This is a genomic window from Rhodovulum visakhapatnamense, from assembly GCF_004365965.1.
Lineage (GTDB): Bacteria > Pseudomonadota > Alphaproteobacteria > Rhodobacterales > Rhodobacteraceae > Rhodovulum > Rhodovulum visakhapatnamense.
Window position 1 is genome coordinate 45,109 of record NZ_SOEB01000010.1, and the last position, 18,513, is coordinate 63,621.

Below are 18,513 nucleotides of genomic sequence, written 5' to 3' on the forward strand. Positions count from 1 at the left end.
CCCGGTCAAAGCAGCGCAAGGCCGCGCCCCGCGCCCCTGACGGGCACGGGGGCGACTGTCCTTGCCTCAGTCGTGAAGCTGGGCGCGGATCTGCTGGCGCAGCACGTCGATCGGGACCGTCTGCCCCTCGCGCCGGTAGTGCCAGTAGGTCCAGCCGTTGCAGCTTGGCGCGCCTTCCAGTGCGGCGCCCACCTGATGGATCGAGCCGGTCACCGCCTCGCCGACCAGCGTGCCGTCGGCCCGCACCTTGGCGGTCTTGCCGCGCGGCGAGATCAGCACCTCGCCCGGGCGCAACAGCCCGCGCTCGACCAGCTGGCCGAAGGGAATGCGCGGCTCGGCGCGTTTCGAGGCCGAGACGACCAGCGCCTCGCGGTCGAACTTGCGCACCTTGGCCAGCCGCCGCTCGGCCACCTTGCGATAGGCCTCTTCGCGTTCGATGCCGATGAAGTCGCGGCCCAGCATCTTGGCGACCGCGCCGGTGGTGCCGGTGCCGAAGAACGGGTCAAGCACCACATCGCCCGGATTGGTCGTGGCCAGCAGCACCCGGTGCAGAAGCGATTCAGGCTTTTGCGTCGGATGCGCCTTGTCGCCATTCTCGTCCTTCAGGCGTTCGTGTCCGGTGCAGATCGGCAGCACCCAGTCCGAACGCATCTGCACACCCTCGTTCAGCGATTTCAGCGCCTCGTAATTGAAGGTGTATTTCGCGCCTTCCGATTTCGAGGCCCAGATCAGCGTCTCATGGGCGTTGGTCAGCCGCTTGCCGCGGAAATTCGGCATCGGGTTCGACTTGCGCCAGACCACGTCATTGAGGATCCAGAAGCCCTGGTTCTGCAACTCGGCGCCCATGCGGAAGACGTTGTGATAGCTGCCGATCACCCAGATCGCGCCCGTCGGTTTCAGCACCCGGCGCGCGGCGGCCAGCCAGTCATGGGTAAAGCGGTCATAGGCCGCAAAGCTGTCGAACTGGTCCCAATGGTCGTCGACCGCATCGACCTTGGAATTGTCGGGGCGATGCAGATCGCCCTTGAGCTGCAGGTTATAAGGCGGGTCCGCAAAGACCAGATCGACCGATGCCTCAGGCAGGCCGTTCATCGCCTCGATGCAGTCGCCGGGCAAAATGGTATTGAGCGGGAGCGTAAGCGCCCCCTTCGTTCTGGTCATCGTCGTCACACTGCCTCGCTTCGCGCCGTTCTTCGGCGTCCTTTGTGTAAGGACAATGTGAGTCATACCCGATTCGCCGTCAATTTCTTTTTTGAATCAGGGACTTATGGATTTATCTTGCCACAAGATATTGTATACAGGCTTGAACGAACGCCTATGGTGTGGGCTGACCCCCATATCTCGGAGAGCGCGCAGGTGTTCTTTCGTGGGATAGCCCGCGTTATGATCCCAGCCGTAGCCCGGATACTGTTGCGCAAGCTCCACCATGACCGCGTCGCGCGCGACCTTGGCCACGATCGAGGCGGCGGCAATCGACAGGCAGCGCGCATCGCCCTTGACGACGCGGATGCCCCGGCAGGGCAGCGCCCTGGGCAGGCTGTTGCCGTCGATCAGCGCCAGATCGGGCGGTGCGGGCAGCGCGGCCAGCGCGCGGCACATCGCCAGATGGCTGGCTTGCAGGATGTTCATTTCTTCGATCTCGCGGGCGCTGGCCTCGCCAAGGCCGACCGCGGCGCGGGCGCGGATCTCGGCGGCCAGCACCTCGCGGCGATGCGCGGTCAGGGTCTTTGAATCGCGCAAACCGTCGGGAATGTCGTCGGGGGTCAGGCAGACGGCCGCGGCCATCACCGGGCCTGCCAGCGGACCGCGGCCGACCTCGTCGACGCCCGCGACCAGCCGGGCGCCGCCGGCAAGGGCCTCGGCTTCGAGGGTGAAATCGGGAAGGGGCTTCGTCATGGGCAAACAGAACCGCCAAATGCCCGGCCCGGCAAGGCCCATTCCCGGGAACCGTGGCCGGAAGCCACCGAAACGGCGAAACGTTGGGGCGGAGGGTGCCTCGTTTCCCTCCGCCCCCGGCACGGGCCTTACCCCCGGCCCGCGCCCTGCCCGCCGGTGCCCCGACACGCCCCCTTCCGGACGGTCAGCGGCGCCGGGGTGCGATCCGGTAGCCGGTGTCGGCGAGGCAGTTCATGGCGTAGACATCGCGCTTGCCCCGGCCGGGCAGCGCGCAGTGGTGGGGAAGGTTCCGCAGCCCGGCCTGCCGCAGGCAGCGGCCCGAGGCGACCGGGCGCGCGCCGTGCCGGGTCTCGACCCGGCTGATGCAGCGGGCGGGAATCGAGCGGGCGGCGTGGCGGCGGTCGGGTGCGTAGCGGTCGGCCCGCTGCGGCGGCGCGGGCGCGACGTGGCGCCGGTCGTGCCGTCCTGCCTTGCCGGTGTGACGGTCGATCCCGTTCACGATGACGAACAGCGCGGTCGCCCCCAGCAGGGCCTTGGCGACATCCGATCCGTCGGCGGCGCGGGCGGGGGTGACCCCGACCGTGCCAAATGCCAGCGCGGCGGCAAGAAGCGGGGCGAAGATGCGGTGTCTCATGATCTGGTCCTTTGCATCCGGGCGCGGCGGGACATCCGCCGCCTGTCGATGTGCGCAGGCTCGGTCCCCGGCCGGCCGCCGCGCAATAACGCGGGCCTGCTATCGGATAACCGCGGGCCTTTCTGCAGGGGGCTGACGGTTGTCATTGAATAGCGCTGCCGCCTGGACCATGCTCCGGCCCATGATCCTGCGCCCGATCCTCGCCTGCCTTGTGCTTGCCGCCCTCAGCGGGCCCGCCTCGGCCGCCTGCTATGCCGATTACAAGGCCAAGCAGGACAATCCGCTGAAGCTGCATTACGGCGTGATCGAGCTGCCCGACGCGGCCTGCGGCAGCCGCGACGCCGCCGCGCGCGAGATCGACCGGCGGATCCGGCGGGGGGGCTGGCAGCTTCTGAACGTCATGTCGATCTTCGGGGCCGAGGGGCTGGGCGACCGCAAGGCCAGCGCCAATGGCTTCTTCCTGAAATACTGACGATGGGCGGCAGGCCGGAAAGGACCGATAGGTGAGCGCGCCGCCGAAGCGCCGCCCGCTGCAGGCCGGGCGGGTCGTGGCGGCCGGTCTTCTGGCCATCGTCGCCATCCTCCTGGGGGCTGCGGTCCTGCTGTTTCTGAACCTGCCCGACGCCAATGCCTTCAATGCCCGGGTCGAGCGGATCTTCGTCGAGAACGACGCGCTGCGCTCGGGCGCCGAGGTGAAGCTTCTGGAGATCCTCGCCCAGTCGGGCACCGCCTTTTCCGACGTGCTGGCGTCCTACCGGATGGTGATCTTCGTGCTGCTGGTCTTTTCGACCGCGCTTCTGGTCGCGGCGCTGGTGTTTCTCTTCACCATCGTCACGCTGAACCGCCGCATGTCGGAAATCGAGCGCGCGGGCATCCGGGTCTCGTCGCTGGTGATCAGCCGGGCCGAGAACACGGTGATGCTGAACGACATGGCGTTCCGGCTGACCGAGGCGGCCATCGAGACCCTGTCGGTGCTGGCCGAGGCGCGAATGGACGATGACATCCTGTCGGGCGCCGAGATCGAGGCCACCGTCTCGGGCCGCCGCCCCGAGGATTGCGACGAGGCCGCGGGCGCGACCCGGATCAAGCGGCTGCGCGATTCGCTGGGCAACCAGATCGTCAGCGAGCTTCTGGTGCGCAACGTGGCCCGGCGCGGCTATGTGCTGGCCATCGACAGGGACGTGATCCGGATGACCTGAATGCGCGGCCCGCGCGGTCGGCACTGGACCCGCGCGCCCGGCTTGGGCAGGATCGGCCCATGCGTATCGGTTTCGTTGCCCTGTGCCTGATGGTCTGTCTTTTGCCGCTGCGGCTTGCTGCTGAAGAGGTCGTGCTGGCGCGCTCGGCCTTGGTCGAGGCGGCGCAGGGCACCTATCTTGCGATGGGGCTCACGCTGCCGCCGCAGGACGAGACCTTGCCGCTGGTGGGCGGCCGGGGGCTGCGCTCGGGCGGGCAGGTGCTGCGCCATCTGGCCGGGCAGCAGGCGGTGAACGGCTTCGAGGGCGTGCTTTACGACAATCGCGACCGGGGCCATTCCACCCTGCCCGGGGACCTCTTCCCGCGGCTGACCCGCCTGACCTATGGCGACCCGTTGCGCAAGGCGGGGGCCGATTACGGGCTGGCGGGCAAGATCCTGCTGCCGGCCGTCGTCTTCGGCAATTCCTCGACCTCGGTCACGTCAGGGCCGGCCCAGCGCAGCCTGCCCCGGCTGGCGATGACCTCGGAAGACGGGCCCGCGCAAAGCGCGCGGCTCTACGAGAACAACCACCTTTACGTCTATCCCGAACACCGCGACCATGACGAGGCCGACCGCTATCCCGCGAACTGGCCCTACATGCTGATCAGCCAGGGCTCGTCGGGGTCCGACCAGCCCTTCCTGGCCGCGCTGGCGATGACGCTGGCGGCCTTCCCGCCCGAAACCTTCGCGGCGCTGCGCGACACCCGGCTGATGGCGCCGACGCTGCAGATGATCCTGCGCCGCAGCTATGCCCCGGTGCGCAGCCGCGAGGCCTATCTCAGCGGCATCGCCCATCCGGTGGTCTTCGAGGGCGACGCGCTGCGCCCCGGGCGGATGATGGCCGAGGCGGCGGCGATGCGGCCCGACGCGATCCCGCCGATGGTGCGGCTTCGGGTCGAGCAGGACGGTTTCGGCGAGGCCGAGGGGCTGGCGCGGCTGTCCGAGCGGCTGTTCGACACCGAAGGCGCCATCGCCCGGATCTGGCGCAACTTCGGCTGGTCGCGCGAGATGACCGTCAGTGCCGCCGAAACCCGCGATCCGAACGGCCGCAAGCTGACCTTCACCTGGGCGCTGCTGCAGGGCGATCCGGCCCGGGTCTGGATCGAGCCGCTCGACCCCGACGGCAGCCGCGCGCGCATCCGGGTCGCCTGGCACGATCCGAAGACGGCGATCACCCGCGACCGCAGCGGCTATCACAACCGCCGCCAGTCGCGGGTCGAGATCGGGGTCTTTGCCTCGAACGGGGTCAATGACAGCGCCCCCGCCTTCGTGACGGTGTTCTTCCCCGATCACCAGAACCGCACCTACGCGACCTCGGGGGCGGGCGGCATGCGGCTGGTGTCGATCGATTATGACGCGATGGGGCGCGGGGTCTATTACGATCCGCTGCTGTTCTGGTCGGCCCCCTGGACCGACCGCGCCGAGTATGACGGGGCCGGGGCGCTGACAGGCTGGACCCGGATCGGCCATGACGGCAACACCCGCACCCTGCCGCCCGAGGTCGGCGAGGGCGTCTACCAGATCGAACGGCTTCAACCCGGACGGCCCTATCTGATCATGCCCTGAGGCCGTTCGGCCCATGGGTTGCATCTGTCCCGTTCTATGCCCTTGGAGAGGCGTCAGCCTGAGCTCATCGAGGTCGATCCGAAAGGGGGCATGGAAATCAACGCCCTCTGCGGTCTGCAACGCGGAACAAGCCGGTCAATTGCCGCCTGGATCGTAAGGGGCGGGCGAGCGCCGTCCGCTCAGGGCAATTCTTGTGATCTCGGAGGACCTTCGGCTGGTGCCTGCGCAGAGGCGCCACGGCGCGCCAGTCGGTGTCTTCGGTCGCCGGATGGCCGATCTCTTTCAGGACATGCAGCCGGACATGACCGTCGAGCAGGATGAAGGTGCCGTCCTGGTCCCGGGCGCGCGCGACCCCGAGCGGATCGATCAGGCCCGCCTCGCGGATCGATGCGGCGATCTGGGCGTATTTCCGACCCTTGGGAAAGGATGTCGGCAAATGCTTGACCGGCAGGATGGCGGCGGTCGCAATCGGATGCAGGGTCGGCTCGAAACCCGGCCCCCGGGGCGGGGACCTTTTGCCCGGATCGGTCATGTCCGGGGGCCCTTCAGTCCCTCGACGATGATGGTCGGCAGCGAGTCGAGCCCCTCGGCGCGAAGCAGGGTCAGGAAGGTCTCGTCCCCGAGCGCGGACTGGAACGCCGCGTCGAGGAACAGCAGGTGGCCGCGCGTCGCCTGCGCCCTGCGGATCATGTCCTGCTGGCGTTCCGCCCCGACACGATCGGCCCTGACCATCGCCGCCGATGTCATCCGCACCCCAGATCGTTTTGTGCGTGTGGCACCGTCTTTCTTGCCATGCCGGTGGCGCAGTTCCACCAGCCGCCGCGCTTCCAGCAGCTTCTTGCCCCGCAATTCACCCGAGGCATAGGCTGCCTCCAGCGCCTTCTGCACATCCTTCTCTTCCGCCCGGATGATATACAGTGCAACACTGAGGGGCATCTGACCGGTCTCGACCGCAATCGGCAACCGCTCCTCGCCGTTGGCGATCAGCTCGCCGGTTTCCTGGATGCAGGACTGGGACAGCCCGGTCTTTTCGGCCATCTCCTGGTCCGAATATTTGCGGTTCCTGAGGGTGGCGATGTCCTGCAACAGCTCGAGCGGCCGCTGCTGGCGGCGGGCGACGGTCTCGATCACGCTGCGCAGAAGCCTGTCGACCTCGGTCGCGTCCACCACGATGGCCGGGATGTGGGTTCCGCCAAGTGCAACATAGGCCTCCATCCGGCCCCGTCCGCAGACCAGGCGACAGGCATTCCCTGACGCCGTGTCATCCCGCGCGACGGTGATCGGCTTCTTCAGCCCCACCTTGCCGATACTGTCCACCGTTGCGCGAAAGGTCTTTTCCGACCGCGCGCGAGGATTTTCCCCGGTGATCGCAGCGATCGGAACGGTCTGCACCTCGGCCCCGGCTTCGGTCTGCCTCACCATGGCGAGACCGCGGAAACCGGAACGCGCCGGGCCATGTCGAAGAAAGGGTCGAGCGTCTCGAACCGGACGGCGTCCAGCATCAGGCCGTTTTCCGCGGCAAGCCCAAGAGGTTGCTCCGCATCTGGAATTGCGGAAGCAGGTCGTAATCGAGCGCGCGGGTATTCGTGCGATTCATCCGGATGGCTATGGTGATGTCCGGCGCGAGGCCGGTGTCGAAGCGGATCTTCCGGCGCAAGCCGCCCGAGGACGTTTCGCGACAGCGGGCGACGACGACGGATGCCGTGAATGCGCTGTTGATGGTCGGCAGGTCCGTCGCAGGGTTCCTGATCACGGCACCGCCAAGCAGGGCGATTTCGTGGATCACGCGCTTAATCTCGTTGCCGTGAAATTGCCGCAACACGCGGTTGGCTTCGATGCAGCGATGGTCGCGATCCGGGGTGAACCCGACAAGGAAGTAGGCCCTGCGCAGGCTGCCGAAGCGATGGGCACAGGCGCCGCTGGAGGGCATCCCATCTGCGTCGTCGATCACCGGCCCGGAAATGCACCCATGACGCTGGAGCAACCGGGTCGGGCGCTCCAGCTTCTCCTCATCCGAGAAGCGACGGTTGCGCGCCGCGATGATGGCCTGAGCCTTCTGAAACTGTTTCGGCTCGACGATGGCATCGAAGGCGCCGTCCGAACGGATCCACATCTCCGGGCCGTTGGCGACCCGCTTGCGTTTCAATTCGAGGGATCGGCGATTGCAGACGTTGTTGCCGAAGTATTTCTCATTGGTCAGGATCTGACGGACGGTCGCGCGGGTCCAGGCCCGCCCCAGATCGGTGAGGATGCCGCGCGCGTTCAACTCGGCCGCGATCTCGTCCTCTGTGTCGCGCCTTGCTTGAGAAAGCGGTCCTGGATCCCGCGCACCGTCCGAACCGCCTCATCCGGTCCCGGAACCGGGACGACGCGATCGGTTTGAAGGCTCTTGTGCGCGCCGCGGTTCAGGTCAGTCTTCACCTCGCCACGGTCACTGGGCAGGGCGCGGCGCAACCCGACGCCCGCCGGGCCGCCCCTGCCGGTACCCCAGCTCGATCAGGCGGCATTGGCCCGCGAAACCTTGACCGACAGCTCGCGGCTGTATTCGCTGGCCATGGCCCGCTTGACGCTTTTCACGATGGTGGAGGTCGGCGATCCGTCGTTTTCGAACAGCTCCGCGCAATAGGCGACCTGCATGCCGGCCTTCCGGCAGCGGTATTCGTCATAGGCCGATTCATCGATGTCCTGGAATCGCCCCCAGCGGGGGACATCATAGACGAGAATCGCGCTGAATTCGGCCACGCCGGAGTCGACGTCGGCGATCATCTGCTGCAGGGCCATCCTGCCGCCGATGACCAGCCCGCTTTTCGCGCCGTCCGAATAGGTTCTGACAATCCTGATGCCGTGCCGCCAGGCGCAGTCGCGGATGGTCTGCGTCTGGTTCCGGGTGGAGTATTGCTGATGCTCGGTCGGCATCCGGACGCAGTCCGCCGCCAGCAGGCGGTCGGGCTTCTCGGAATTGGCTCGACTTGCCCGGGCCACGCCCGCCTCCCGATACGATCATTCGGGCCGATCCCGGCAACTGGCCCTTTTCCGAGGATTGGGCGCCAGTCCGAACGGCCGTCTCTCATGTCCTTCGCGAAGTCTTGTCGGAGGAGGATGCAGAGATGCGGATCAAGATGGGCACAGGTGTGCCGGAGAAGGACACAATTGTGCAGCTTCGCCCGGAAACGGTCGGCTATCGCGGGACGCTGGCCATGGCGTTGCGGCCTGAGCTTGGCTCTGGCCATCGCGCGATCAAGACGGCGATGCGCTGGACCGGGGCAAGCGAGCGGACCGTGGAATACTGGTTCGCCGGAGAGCGCGGGCCCAGCGGAGCCCCTCTGATCCTGCTGGCCAGGCATTCGGACATGGTGTTCCACATGGTCCTGATAGGGGCCGGTCGCTATGACGATGCCGATCCCGAGATGCGCTAAACGATTGCAGGGACGCGGTGGCGGACCCTCAGGCGCGGGCGGCCCGGGGTCCAAGGAACCGGGCCATGGCCGAGCCCCGAGGTCTCGCCTGGCGTTCCACCGGGGCCGCCGTCAGCAAGGCGCCCTGCAGATGGGCACTGCAGGACGCATCTGCTCTGGCGGCGGGCATCGGACCCGCTTCGGTCTCCGGTGCGCGGCACAGGGCTGTCACAATCGTTAACGTTATATAGTTTGACGATATAGCGAATCGGCAACCCCGCCATGCGGCGGCGTCTGCAAGACTTGGGGGACAGACATGTCATTGCTTCTACGGCTGGTGCGAACCGGCTGTCTGGTATCGTGCGGTTTCGGCCTTCCGGCCCTTGCCCAGCAGTCCTCGGACGGGCCGGACGAGGTCTTCGCGCTGGGCGAGATCGTCGTCCGGTCGTCCGGCGAGGCCGCTCAGGGCGGCACCAGCCGCACGGTCGGCGCCGAAGAGATCAAGCGCACCAACCGCGCCACGCTGGACGACGCGCTGCGCACGCTGCCCGGCGTCTCGGTCGGCAATACCGGCGGATCGCGCAACGAGCGGCTGATCTTCGTGCGCGGCTTCGACCGCTTTCAGGTGCCGCTTTACGTCGACGGGATCCGCGTCTACCTGCCCGCGGACAACCGGCTCGACTTCGGGCGCTTCCTGACGCCGGATCTTGCGGAAACCCAGATCCAGAAGGGCTATGTCTCGGTGCTGAACGGGCCGGGCGGCATGGGCGGCGCGATCAACCTGGTCACGCGGCAACCGACCGAAGTCTTCGAGGGCGAGGCACGGGTCGGGCTGGAAGCCGGCAACCGCGGCGACATGACGACCCGCAACGGGTATTTGTCGCTGGGCAGCCGGATGGACCGGTTCTTCGTGCAGGGCAGCTACCTCACGCGCGACAATGACGGGTACTACCTGTCGCGCGACTACACGCCGACGGACGTTCAGGGGGCGGGACATCGCGACTATTCCGACAGCGAGGACAGCCGCCTGAACCTGAAATTCGGCTTTACCCCCAATCCGACCGACGAATACGTGCTGAGCTATACCCGGCAGGAGGGCTCGAAGAACGCCCCCTACAATGTCGATCAGCCGGTGCGGGGCATCACGCCCGCGCCGCTGCCGGTCGGCGCCAGCTATCAGCGCGACTGGGAATGGCCGGAATGGGATCTCGAGGGGCTGACCTTCTATTCGACCACCGACCTGGGGGGCGGCGCCTGGCTGAAGACCAAGCTCTTCCACCACCAGTTCGACAATGTGCTGTCGGCCTATGACGACTACACCCATAGCAGCCAGACCGTCGGGCGGGCCTTCGACAGCACCTATGACGACACCGCCTGGGGCGGGACCCTCGAGCTTGGCTCGGATATCGGCAAGCGGAACACGCTGACATCGGCGTTTCACTACCGCTATGACCGGCACCGCGACATCCAGCTGTCGCGCCCCGACATCAACAGTATCCCCGACCCGACCGAGACCAGCCGGGAACGGACCCTGTCCTTCGCCCTCGAGGACCGCTTTCAGATGCGCGAGGATCTGAGCCTCGTGGGCGGGCTCAGCTTCGATAGGGCCGAGGTTCTGTCGGCAAGCCGCACCCGCACCGATTACGGCGATCCGGTCGGGTCGTCGAACGCCGTGAACTGGCAGTTGGCGGCGATCTGGACGCCCGGGGCGGGCGGCGAATACCATGCCAGCCTGTCGTCGCGGACCCGCTTTCCGACCCTCTTCGAGCGCTACAGCACCCGCTTCGGAACCGCCGTGCCGAACCCTGACCTCGATGCCGAGCGCGCGCTGACCGCCGAGGTCGGCTATCGCGGCGATCTGGGGCCGGTCGCGGTCGAGACCGCGCTGTTCTACAGCGAGATCGACGACACGATCCAGTCGCTGAACGTCGGGGTCGGCCTGTCGCAGAACCAGAATGTCGGCGACGGGACCTATGCGGGCTTCGAGATCGGCGCCCGCACCGACCTGACCGGCAGTCTGGCCCTGTCGGCCAACTACACCTATCTCGACCGCGACATCACCGACCCGGTCCGCCCCGGCCTGAAGGCCACGGACACGCCGCGCCACAGCGCCTATCTGCGGCTCGACTGGCAGGCGACCGGCAGCTTCTCGATCGCGCCGTCGCTGGAACTGTCCAGCTCGCGGCTTTCCGACAGCGCGATCCAGCCGGCCGATCCGACCGACGTGTCCTATACCCGGAACGCCGGGTTCGGTCTGGTCAGCCTCGACATGGAGTGGAAGGCCAGCGACCGCGCCAGCATCGTTTTCGGGGTCCGGAACGCCCTCGACAAGAATTACGAGCTGGTCGAGGGCTTTCCCGAGGCAGGCCGGACGTTCTACCTGACCACGGCCTACACGTTCTGACCGGCGGCGGCCCCGGTGACGGGGCCTTGGTCCTCGCGCCCGGAGGGGCCGGAAAAATGCAGCCGGCCCCCGGGCAGGGCGTCGCGGCGGACCGGGATGTCGTAAAGACGGGTCATCCGCGCGGCGGTCATGACCTCTGCGGCAGGCCCCGCCGCCAGAATTCCGCCGGGTTCGATCAGAACCGCCTCGTCGCCCAGATCGGCGGCCTGATCGGGGTCATGGGTGCAAAGCAGCACGCCGATCCCGCGCGCGGCCAGCCCCTGGATCGCCTTGCCCACGCGGATGCGGTTGGCGAAATCGAGGCTGGCGGTGGGTTCGTCCATCGCGACGGCCTCGGCGCCCTGGGCGATGGCGCGGGCGATCAGCACCATCTGCCGCTGTCCGCCCGACAGCCGCGTGATCTCGACCGGGCCGAGATCGTCGATCCCCAGAAGGGCCAGTGCCGCTTCGGCGCGCGCGATCTCGGCCCTACCCGGCCGCGCGAAGGGGCCAAGCCGCGCCGCCGCCCCCATCAGGACCAGATCGAGGGCGCGCCAGGCAAAGGGTGTCGTCAGGGTCTGGGGCACATAGGCCAGCCGCTGGGCGATCTCGGCCCGGCTCAGGTCCGAAAGCGGGTGCCCGCCCAGAAAAACCGCGCCTCCCAGCGGCGGCATCAGGCCCAGCAGCGTGCGGAAAAGCGTGGTCTTGCCGACCCCGTTCGGCCCGAGAAGGCAAAGGATGCGCCCGCGGTGAAGGCCAAGCCCCACCTCTTCGAGGAGCACCCGACCGCCATGCCCCACGGCCAGCCCGCGCGCCTCGACCAGCGGCGTCACTCGGCCCATGTCCGTCCCCCCCGTGCCAGCAGCCACAGGAACAGCGGCCCGCCGAGAACCGCCGTGAGAATGCCCAGCGGCACCTCCTGCTGGGCGATGCTCCGGGCCGCCGCGTCGACCAGCACCATCAGCGCGGCCCCCATCGCCAGCGCCACCGGCAGCAGCCGGTCGAAGCGCGGGCCGGTGATCAGCCGCGCCATGTGCGGCACCATCAGCCCGACCCAGCCGATCACGCCCGCGACCGATACCGCCGCCGCGGTCACCAGCGTCGCCGACAGGATCACCAGAAGCCGCAGCCGCCCGGCCTCGACCCCCAGCGTGCGCGCCTCGTCATCGCCCAGCGCCAGCAGGCCGATCCGCCAGCGCAGCGCGATCAGCGGAAGAAGGCCCGCGACGATCGCGGGCAGGGCCGCGGCGACATCGGCCTGCTTGATCCCCGCAAGGCTGCCCATCAGCCAGAAGGTGATCGCGGGCAACTGGTCGTCGGGATCGGCCATCAGCTTGACCAGCGAGATCCCCGCCCCGGCAAGGGCCGCGACCGCCATGCCGCACAGCACGACCACCAGCACCTGCCCCAGGCCGCGCAGCGCCAGCGCGATGGCCATGACCAGCCCGATGGTGCCGATCCCGAAGGCGAAGCCCATCAGCTGGATCGCCAGCACCGGCAACCCCAGCAGGATGCCCAGCACCGCCCCCAGCCCCGCGCCCTGCGACACGCCCAGGATGTCGGGCGCCACCAGCGGGTTGCGAAAGACCGTCTGATAGGCCGCGCCCGCCGCCGCCAGCGCGGCCCCGATCAGGGCCGCCGCCACGACCCGCGGCAGACGGATGTTCCACAGCACGATGGCCGCCTGCGGATCGGGCGGCCGGCCGATCAGCGTGTCGGCCACATCGACGGGCGACAGCGGGTAAGGCCCCAGCATCGCCCCTGCCGCCAGCGCGCCGGCCAGACCCAGCGCCAGCAGCGGCGGTGCCGCGCGCTCACTCACCCGGATGCCCGGCGCCCAGAAGCCCGTCCAGCGCCGCCCGGTCGGGCGTCACGCCGTAAAACAGCGTGTAGAACCGGGCCACCTCGGCCTCGATGTCGATGCGGGCCTCTTCGGGATACAGCTTGTCTGCCAGCCATTTCAGCCCGATCAGACGGTTGACTGAGGGCGGGCTGTCGATGAAGCCGAAGGGCGCAGACGGTGCCAGATAGACCCGCCCGTCGCGCACCGCCGGAATTCCCTGCCATTCGGGCATCGTGCCGACATGCGCCGCGAAATCCGCGTCGATGGTCACGATCACCTCGGGCGCGCAGGCCTGCACCTGTTCGGGCGACACCGTGGCGAGGCCGTCCGGTCCGGCCGCAACGACGTTCCGGCCACCGACGCGGTCAATGATCTCGGCGTTGATCGAGCCCCGCGCGGCCGTCTCGATCCCCTCGGGGCCGCGTGCCAGATAGACGCTCGGGCGCCGGTCCTCGGGAATGGCCGCCAGGATCGCGTCGATCTCGGCGAAGGTCGCCTCGGCATAGGCGGCCAGGGTCTCGCCCCGCTCGGGCTCGGCCAGCAGGTCGCCAAGCGTGCGCAGGGTGGCGGGGATCGTCGGCAAGGACCCGTCGATCAGGGCATAGGGGGTGCCGGTCTGCGCCTGCACCCGCCGGGCCAGGTCGCGATAGGTGGCGGTCACCGTGCCGTAATCGACGATCAGGTCGGGCCGGGCCGACAACAGGACCTCGAGGTTCACCGTGTCGCCCTTGCCGGTCAGTCGGCCCAGCGCGGGCAGATCGCGTGTCTCGGGCCGCAGGAAAGGCAGGTCCTCGGCGCCCGGCGCGCGCGGCCAGCCGACCATGGCATCGGGTTTCAGCGCGTAAAGCAGCGTCGCCGCCGGCGGGCCCGCCGCGAAGACCCGCCTGGGGTCGGCCGGCACCTCGATCTGGCGGCCGGTGGCGTCGGTGATCGTGCGCGTTTCGGCGGCCAGTGCCGCCGCCGCCAGGGCAAGCGCCCCGGCCATCAGCGCGGTCAGGCGAAGGCGCATCATGGCAGGATGCCGAATTCGGGTTTGAGATCGACCAGCGGTGTGCCGTCGATGCAGTCGAGGCCACGCACGGTCAGGACGTTTCCCGCGACGTGCAACAGCCGGACAAGTGACGAGGCGATGGGGTTCGGGCGAAGCGGCGAGCGCAGGGCGAAGGTTCCAAGAGAGCCGTCGCCGAAGAAGGGATTCTGCCGCACGATATCGCGCCGCGACAGGTGCATCCAGTACAGGACCTGCATCCGGTCCTTGCCCGCGACGCCGTCCAGCGCCGAGAGCCAGCGGGCGTCCAGCTCGATCCGGCAATCGGGGCCACCCGCCGGATCGCCGCGCCTCGGGCAGTCGGCCCGCTGCGTCCAGGGCGTGCGGATCCGGCCGATGAACCACAGACCGGCATCGAAAGCCTCGGGCACCGCTACGCATTCCTCATGCGGGCGCAAGAGATCGGGGGCGATCAGGGTCATGGACGTTGCTCCCCCCGGGCGACGGGGGCCGACAAGACCCCGCCCATTCCGTCATGGTCTTTCTGCGTCATCGTGCTTCGCTCTCCTGCCGCCTGTCCTGCCGGTTCGGGCGAGGCCCGCCCTGCCAACGACACGGCCCGCCATTCGATATGTTGTGTGGCTATATAGCGAAGCGCAAGGCGGCAGGGTCAAGGGCGCTTTTGCGGCGTCCGGGGGCCTGTCAGGCCGGGGCGGCGGGTTTGCTTGATTTTTGGGCATCCGGCCACCCGAGGCGCATACCGGCAGGGCCCGGCGGATGCGCTCCGCAGCAGTGGCGCTTTTCGCGGCCTTTGCCCTGTGACGGGACGACCGCGCGGCCTCACCCGGCCGGGGGTCTTTGCCGCCGCCGCGGGGCGCCGGTCACATCAGATGTCCGGATTTCTCGGCCTTGACGGCAAGATAGCGGGCATTCTCGGGCGTGTGACCGACCTTCAGCGGCACACGTTCGGTCACCGCGATCCCGCGCGCGCGCATCATCTCGATCTTGGTCGGGTTGTTGGTCATCAACCGCACCGCCGAAAACCCCATCTCGCGCAGGATCGCCGCGCCGATCCGGAAATCGCGCTCGTCATCCTCGAAACCCAGCCGGTGATTGGCCTCGACCGTGTCGAAGCCCTGATCCTGCAGCGAATAGGCCCGCATCTTGTTGGCAAGCCCGATGCCGCGTCCTTCCTGATTGAGGTACAAAAGCACGCCCGCGCCCTCTTTCCCCATCTGCGCCAGCGCTGTTCTAAGCTGTGCGCCGCAATCGCATTTGAGACTGCCCAGCAGATCGCCGGTGAAACAGGCCGAATGCAGCCGGGCCAGAACCGGTTCGCCACGGGGCGGGGTGCCGATCTCGACCGCGTAATGTTCCTCGCTGCCATCGGCCGGGCGGAAGACATGCAGCCGTCCCGCCTTCGACACCTCAAGCGGCACCCGGGCCGAGACCACCTCGGCCAGCGCGGTGCCTTCGGCGCGGGCCAGCGCCGCCTCGTCGAGGGTGACGCGGGTCAGTCCCTCGGCCCCGGCAAGGGTGTCGGGCGCGGTCACCTCGACGGCCAGCACCGCGGGCAGCAGCCGGGCCGATTTCGCCAGCGCGATGGCCGCGCGATGGGCCTCGGCGTCGCCGCCCCGGGCCGAGGCGAAGGGGCCGAGCATCGGGTTCGAGAGATCGTCGGCCGGGTCGGCCACGGCGCGCACCCAGTCGGTGCCGACTTCGGTCGGCAGCAGCAGCCGGGCCAGATCGCCGTCATAGGGCCGCGCCTTGAGCGTCTCGGCCCGGCGCGCGGTGATCGCCAGAACCGGCCTGCCGCCAAGCGCGCGCAGCGCGTCCAGCCGCCCGGGCGTCAGGGTTTCGGCTGCGACGACGACCAGCGGGCCGACCACGACCGGGACCCCCATCCTCAGATCGCCGCGGGCGCGGGCCAGTCGTTCGGTGCTGCCGGGGCCAAGACGCATGAGCCATTCCTTTCCTTCGGGCGGGTTAAGCCACAGTTCCGGGGGATTTGAAACAATTCCCTTCCCGGCCACACGCTTGCGTGAGAACCCTGTCGCAAATCTTGAGCCATCCGACGGCGGCGACATCTGAGCCCAAGAGATTGCGGAGGACCCGATGAGCACTCTGAAAAAGATCCTTCTGGTGGACGACGAGACCGACCTGCGCGAGGCGCTGAGCGAACAGCTGGTGATGACGGAGGATTTTGACGTCTTCGAGGCCGGAAGCGGGGTCGAGGCGATGGAGAAGGCGCGCGCGGCGATCTACGATCTGGTGATTCTCGATGTGGGGCTGCCCGATACCGACGGGCGGGAATTGTGCCGCCTGATGCGCAAGCAGGGGGTCAAATGCCCGATCCTGATGCTGACCGGCCATGACACCGATGCCGACACCATCCTGGGGCTCGATTCGGGCGCGAACGACTATGTGACCAAACCCTTCAAGTTTCCGGTGCTGCTGGCCCGTATCCGGGCGCAACTGCGCCAGCACGAACAGTCCGAGGACGCGGTGTTCCAGCTGGGGCCCTATACCTTCAAACCCGCGATGAAGATGCTGATCACCGAAGACGACCGCAAGATCCGCCTGACCGAAAAGGAAACCAACATCCTGAAATTCCTTTACCGCGCCTCGGAAGGCGTGGTGGCGCGCGATGTGCTGCTGCACGAGGTCTGGGGCTACAATGCGGGGGTGACGACGCATACGCTGGAAACCCATATCTACCGGCTGCGCCAGAAGATCGAGCCCGATCCGTCCAATGCCCGGTTGCTGGTGACCGAATCCGGCGGCTACCGCCTGTTTGCCTGAGGACCGGCCGGTCGGCGTGCCTGTCGGCGCCCCTGTCGGCGCCCCTGTCGCATCCGGAGCGGTGGCTTTTGGTCTTGTGGCCGCGCGCAGGTTGCGCAATTCTTGCGCCATGTCGGGGCAATGGACCTGTTTTTTCGGCATTCTGTATGCCCTTTGCCAGATCGGTCCGGCCGCGGAGGCCGCGACCGACATTCCCGGCTACTGGTCCGTGCTTCCCGGCTGGCAGTCCTGGCAGGTGCCCAGCGCCTATCAGGTCGGGTTCGAGGGGTCTTCCGAACTGGCGGTCGCCTGCGGCCCCGAGGGACAGCCGGTAATGGGGGTGCTGGCCGACGGGACCACCTTGCCTGATGGCAGTTTCGAACGTCCCGCCAAGATCGGCGAGCGGCATTTCCTGATTGCCTGGACCGGGCAGGCGGGCCTTGCGCTGGCCCGCCCCGATGCCGAGTTCCTGACGGCGATGCGCAGCGGTTCGACGCTGGTGCTGTACGATTATCAGGGCGCGCCGGTCGATTTCCGCCTGAGCGGCGCGGCCCAGGCGCTCGATTCCGCGCTGGCAGGCTGTCCGCCGCCCCATGCGGCGCGGCCAGACCCGGCGGCAATGCGGCGCGCGCTTGACGAGACCCTGCAGGCGCGGACCGACCGCGAATGCCGGGCGCTGGGTCGCGACGGGACCGAGATCGGGGCCGGGGCGGTGCGCGAGCGGCCGCTGCCGGGGTCCGATTATCCCGAGGTGTCGGTCGATTTCGGCTATGTCTCCTGCCGCGAGGGGCTGCGGCTCCATCGCGATTTCTGCACCGAGGCGGGCTGCGCCCATCAGCGCTATCTGCCCGGCGCCTCGGCCTATGTCCTGATCGAGAACGGCGACCCTGACTAGGCGCAGGCTTCGGCTTGAGCCCCGGGGCGCTGCCGTCTAGGGTCGCGCCCGGCGCGTCGCCCGCGCAAAGCCCGTCCGGACAAGGAGACCCCGATGCCCTTCACGCTTGCCACCTGGAACATCAATTCGGTGCGGCTGCGTGCCCCGCTGGTCGCCCGTCTGATGGAAGAGCAGGCGCCCGACATCCTTTGCCTGCAGGAATGCAAGTGTCCGGTCGAGAAGCTGCCGCTCGAGGTCTTCGCGCCGCTCGGCTACACCCATGTCGTGGCGCGCGGGCAGAAGGGCTATAACGGCGTCGCGATCCTGTCGAAGCTGCCGCTCGAGGATGCGGGATCGGTCGATTTCGCAGGGCTCGGTCAGGCCCGCCATGTCGCGGCGCGGCTGGAAAACGGCGTTCTGCTGCACAATTTCTACGTGCCTGCGGGCGGCGATGTGCCCGACCGCGCGGCCAACGAGAAATTCGGCCAGAAGCTCGACTTTCTCACCGAAATGCGGGACGCCTTCCGGGCCAGCCGCCCGGAACGGTCGATCCTGGTCGGCGATCTCAACATCGCGCCGGGCGAGGACGATGTCTGGTCGCACAAGCAGCTTCTGAAGATCGTCAGCCACACGCCCGTGGAGGTCGACCATCTGGCCGCGGCGCAAGAGGCGGGCGGCTGGGTCGACGTGACCCGCGCCCATATCCCCGAGGGCAAGCTTTATTCCTGGTGGTCCTACCGGGCGCGCGACTGGGACGCGGCCGACAAGGGGCGGCGGCTTGACCATGTCTGGGCGACCCCCGACATCGCGGGCGCGGCCGGGGACAGCCGCATCCTGCGCCCGGTGCGGGGCTGGGACCAGCCCTCGGATCACGTGCCGGTCCTGGCGCGGTTCGATCTCTAGGCCTTCGCCCTTG

Annotated in this window: 20 protein-coding genes; 8 read left to right on the forward strand and 12 right to left on the reverse strand. The window is 68.2% G+C overall.

Annotated features, from left to right (window positions below; all coding sequences use genetic code 11):
• Positions 1-66: 66 nt before the first annotated feature.
• From EV657_RS10635 to EV657_RS10645, 3 genes are all read right to left on the reverse strand, one after another.
• A complete protein-coding gene (locus EV657_RS10635; protein WP_108028702.1) occupies positions 67-1,161 on the reverse strand; it encodes a site-specific DNA-methyltransferase in 1,095 nt (364 codons plus the stop codon).
• Positions 1,162-1,257: 96 nt separating this feature from the next.
• Complete coding sequence (locus EV657_RS10640) at positions 1,258-1,896, reverse strand: ribonuclease HII (protein WP_134077861.1); 639 nt, start codon at positions 1,894-1,896, stop codon at positions 1,258-1,260.
• A 184-nt stretch (positions 1,897-2,080) separates the two neighbouring features.
• Positions 2,081-2,530, reverse strand: a complete 450-nt coding sequence (locus EV657_RS10645) for a hypothetical protein (protein ID WP_134077862.1) — start codon at positions 2,528-2,530, stop codon at positions 2,081-2,083.
• Between the two features lie 181 nt (positions 2,531-2,711).
• Between EV657_RS10645 and EV657_RS10650 the strand changes: the two genes are divergently transcribed.
• From EV657_RS10650 to EV657_RS10660, 3 genes are read left to right on the forward strand one after another with little or no spacing between them, the layout of a single operon-like run.
• Entirely contained in the window at positions 2,712-3,002 is a 291-nt protein-coding gene (locus EV657_RS10650; RefSeq protein WP_075787401.1) for a hypothetical protein, read from the forward strand.
• A gap of 31 nt (positions 3,003-3,033) precedes the next feature.
• On the forward strand, positions 3,034-3,729 hold the full coding sequence (locus EV657_RS10655) for a winged helix-turn-helix domain-containing protein (protein ID WP_113669132.1): 696 nt from the start codon (positions 3,034-3,036) through the stop codon (positions 3,727-3,729).
• Positions 3,730-3,788: 59 nt separating this feature from the next.
• Positions 3,789-5,333 (forward strand): hypothetical protein, encoded by a 1,545-nt coding sequence (locus EV657_RS10660; protein WP_134077863.1) that lies wholly within the window; start codon positions 3,789-3,791, stop codon positions 5,331-5,333.
• Positions 5,334-5,430: 97 nt separating this feature from the next.
• Here the strand turns inward: EV657_RS10660 and EV657_RS10665 are convergent, their stop codons facing one another.
• The 4 genes from EV657_RS10665 to EV657_RS22180 form a co-directional block, all read right to left on the reverse strand.
• On the reverse strand, positions 5,431-5,865 hold the full coding sequence (locus EV657_RS10665; protein ID WP_134077864.1) for a ParB N-terminal domain-containing protein: 435 nt from the start codon (positions 5,863-5,865) through the stop codon (positions 5,431-5,433).
• Positions 5,862-6,755: a ParB/RepB/Spo0J family partition protein gene (locus EV657_RS10670; protein ID WP_134077865.1), complete on the reverse strand. Its 894-nt coding sequence runs from the start codon at positions 6,753-6,755 to the stop codon at positions 5,862-5,864. The genes EV657_RS10665 and EV657_RS10670 overlap by 4 nt, the downstream gene beginning before the upstream one ends.
• Before the next feature lie 79 nt (positions 6,756-6,834).
• Positions 6,835-7,599: a recombinase family protein gene (locus EV657_RS22175; protein WP_243837550.1), complete on the reverse strand. Its 765-nt coding sequence runs from the start codon at positions 7,597-7,599 to the stop codon at positions 6,835-6,837.
• Between the two features lie 230 nt (positions 7,600-7,829).
• Positions 7,830-8,315, reverse strand: a complete 486-nt coding sequence (locus tag EV657_RS22180; protein ID WP_243837552.1) for a recombinase family protein — start codon at positions 8,313-8,315, stop codon at positions 7,830-7,832.
• A 125-nt stretch (positions 8,316-8,440) separates the two neighbouring features.
• Here EV657_RS22180 and EV657_RS10680 point away from each other — a divergent pair, with 125 nt between their 5' ends.
• Complete coding sequence (locus tag EV657_RS10680) at positions 8,441-8,749, forward strand: XRE family transcriptional regulator (protein ID WP_134077866.1); 309 nt, start codon at positions 8,441-8,443, stop codon at positions 8,747-8,749.
• A gap of 295 nt (positions 8,750-9,044) precedes the next feature.
• Positions 9,045-11,132, forward strand: coding sequence for a TonB-dependent receptor plug domain-containing protein (locus EV657_RS10685; RefSeq protein ID WP_134077867.1), 2,088 nt, complete (start codon positions 9,045-9,047; stop codon positions 11,130-11,132).
• Here the strand turns inward: EV657_RS10685 and EV657_RS10690 are convergent.
• From EV657_RS10690 to ribA, 5 genes are all read right to left on the reverse strand, one after another.
• A complete protein-coding gene (locus EV657_RS10690) occupies positions 11,120-11,953 on the reverse strand; it encodes an ABC transporter ATP-binding protein (RefSeq protein WP_134077868.1) in 834 nt (277 codons plus the stop codon). The genes EV657_RS10685 and EV657_RS10690 overlap by 13 nt on opposite strands.
• Positions 11,941-12,933 (reverse strand): FecCD family ABC transporter permease, encoded by a 993-nt coding sequence (locus EV657_RS10695; RefSeq protein ID WP_279587388.1) that lies wholly within the window; start codon positions 12,931-12,933, stop codon positions 11,941-11,943. The genes EV657_RS10690 and EV657_RS10695 overlap by 13 nt, the downstream gene beginning before the upstream one ends.
• On the reverse strand, positions 12,926-13,966 hold the full coding sequence (locus EV657_RS10700) for an iron ABC transporter substrate-binding protein (RefSeq protein ID WP_243837554.1): 1,041 nt from the start codon (positions 13,964-13,966) through the stop codon (positions 12,926-12,928). The genes EV657_RS10695 and EV657_RS10700 overlap by 8 nt, the downstream gene beginning before the upstream one ends.
• Entirely contained in the window at positions 13,963-14,424 is a 462-nt protein-coding gene (locus tag EV657_RS10705) for an SAM-dependent methyltransferase (protein WP_113669139.1), read from the reverse strand. The genes EV657_RS10700 and EV657_RS10705 overlap by 4 nt, the downstream gene beginning before the upstream one ends.
• Positions 14,425-14,823: 399 nt before the next feature.
• Positions 14,824-15,903, reverse strand: coding sequence for a GTP cyclohydrolase II (gene ribA / locus EV657_RS10710; protein ID WP_134077869.1), 1,080 nt, complete (start codon positions 15,901-15,903; stop codon positions 14,824-14,826).
• Positions 15,904-16,057: 154 nt separating this feature from the next.
• Between ribA and EV657_RS10715 the strand changes: the two genes are divergently transcribed.
• The 3 genes from EV657_RS10715 to EV657_RS10725 all read left to right on the forward strand — a co-directional run bounded on the left by EV657_RS10715 (position 16,058) and on the right by EV657_RS10725 (position 18,500).
• On the forward strand, positions 16,058-16,744 hold the full coding sequence (locus EV657_RS10715; RefSeq protein WP_134077870.1) for a response regulator transcription factor: 687 nt from the start codon (positions 16,058-16,060) through the stop codon (positions 16,742-16,744).
• A 61-nt stretch (positions 16,745-16,805) separates the two neighbouring features.
• Positions 16,806-17,618 carry a hypothetical protein gene (locus EV657_RS10720; RefSeq protein ID WP_134077871.1) on the forward strand — a complete coding sequence of 271 codons (813 nt, stop codon included), beginning with the start codon at positions 16,806-16,808 and terminating at the stop codon, positions 17,616-17,618.
• Positions 17,619-17,711: 93 nt separating this feature from the next.
• Positions 17,712-18,500 carry an exodeoxyribonuclease III gene (locus EV657_RS10725; protein ID WP_075783891.1) on the forward strand — a complete coding sequence of 263 codons (789 nt, stop codon included), beginning with the start codon at positions 17,712-17,714 and terminating at the stop codon, positions 18,498-18,500.
• Positions 18,501-18,513: the final 13 nt, after the last annotated feature.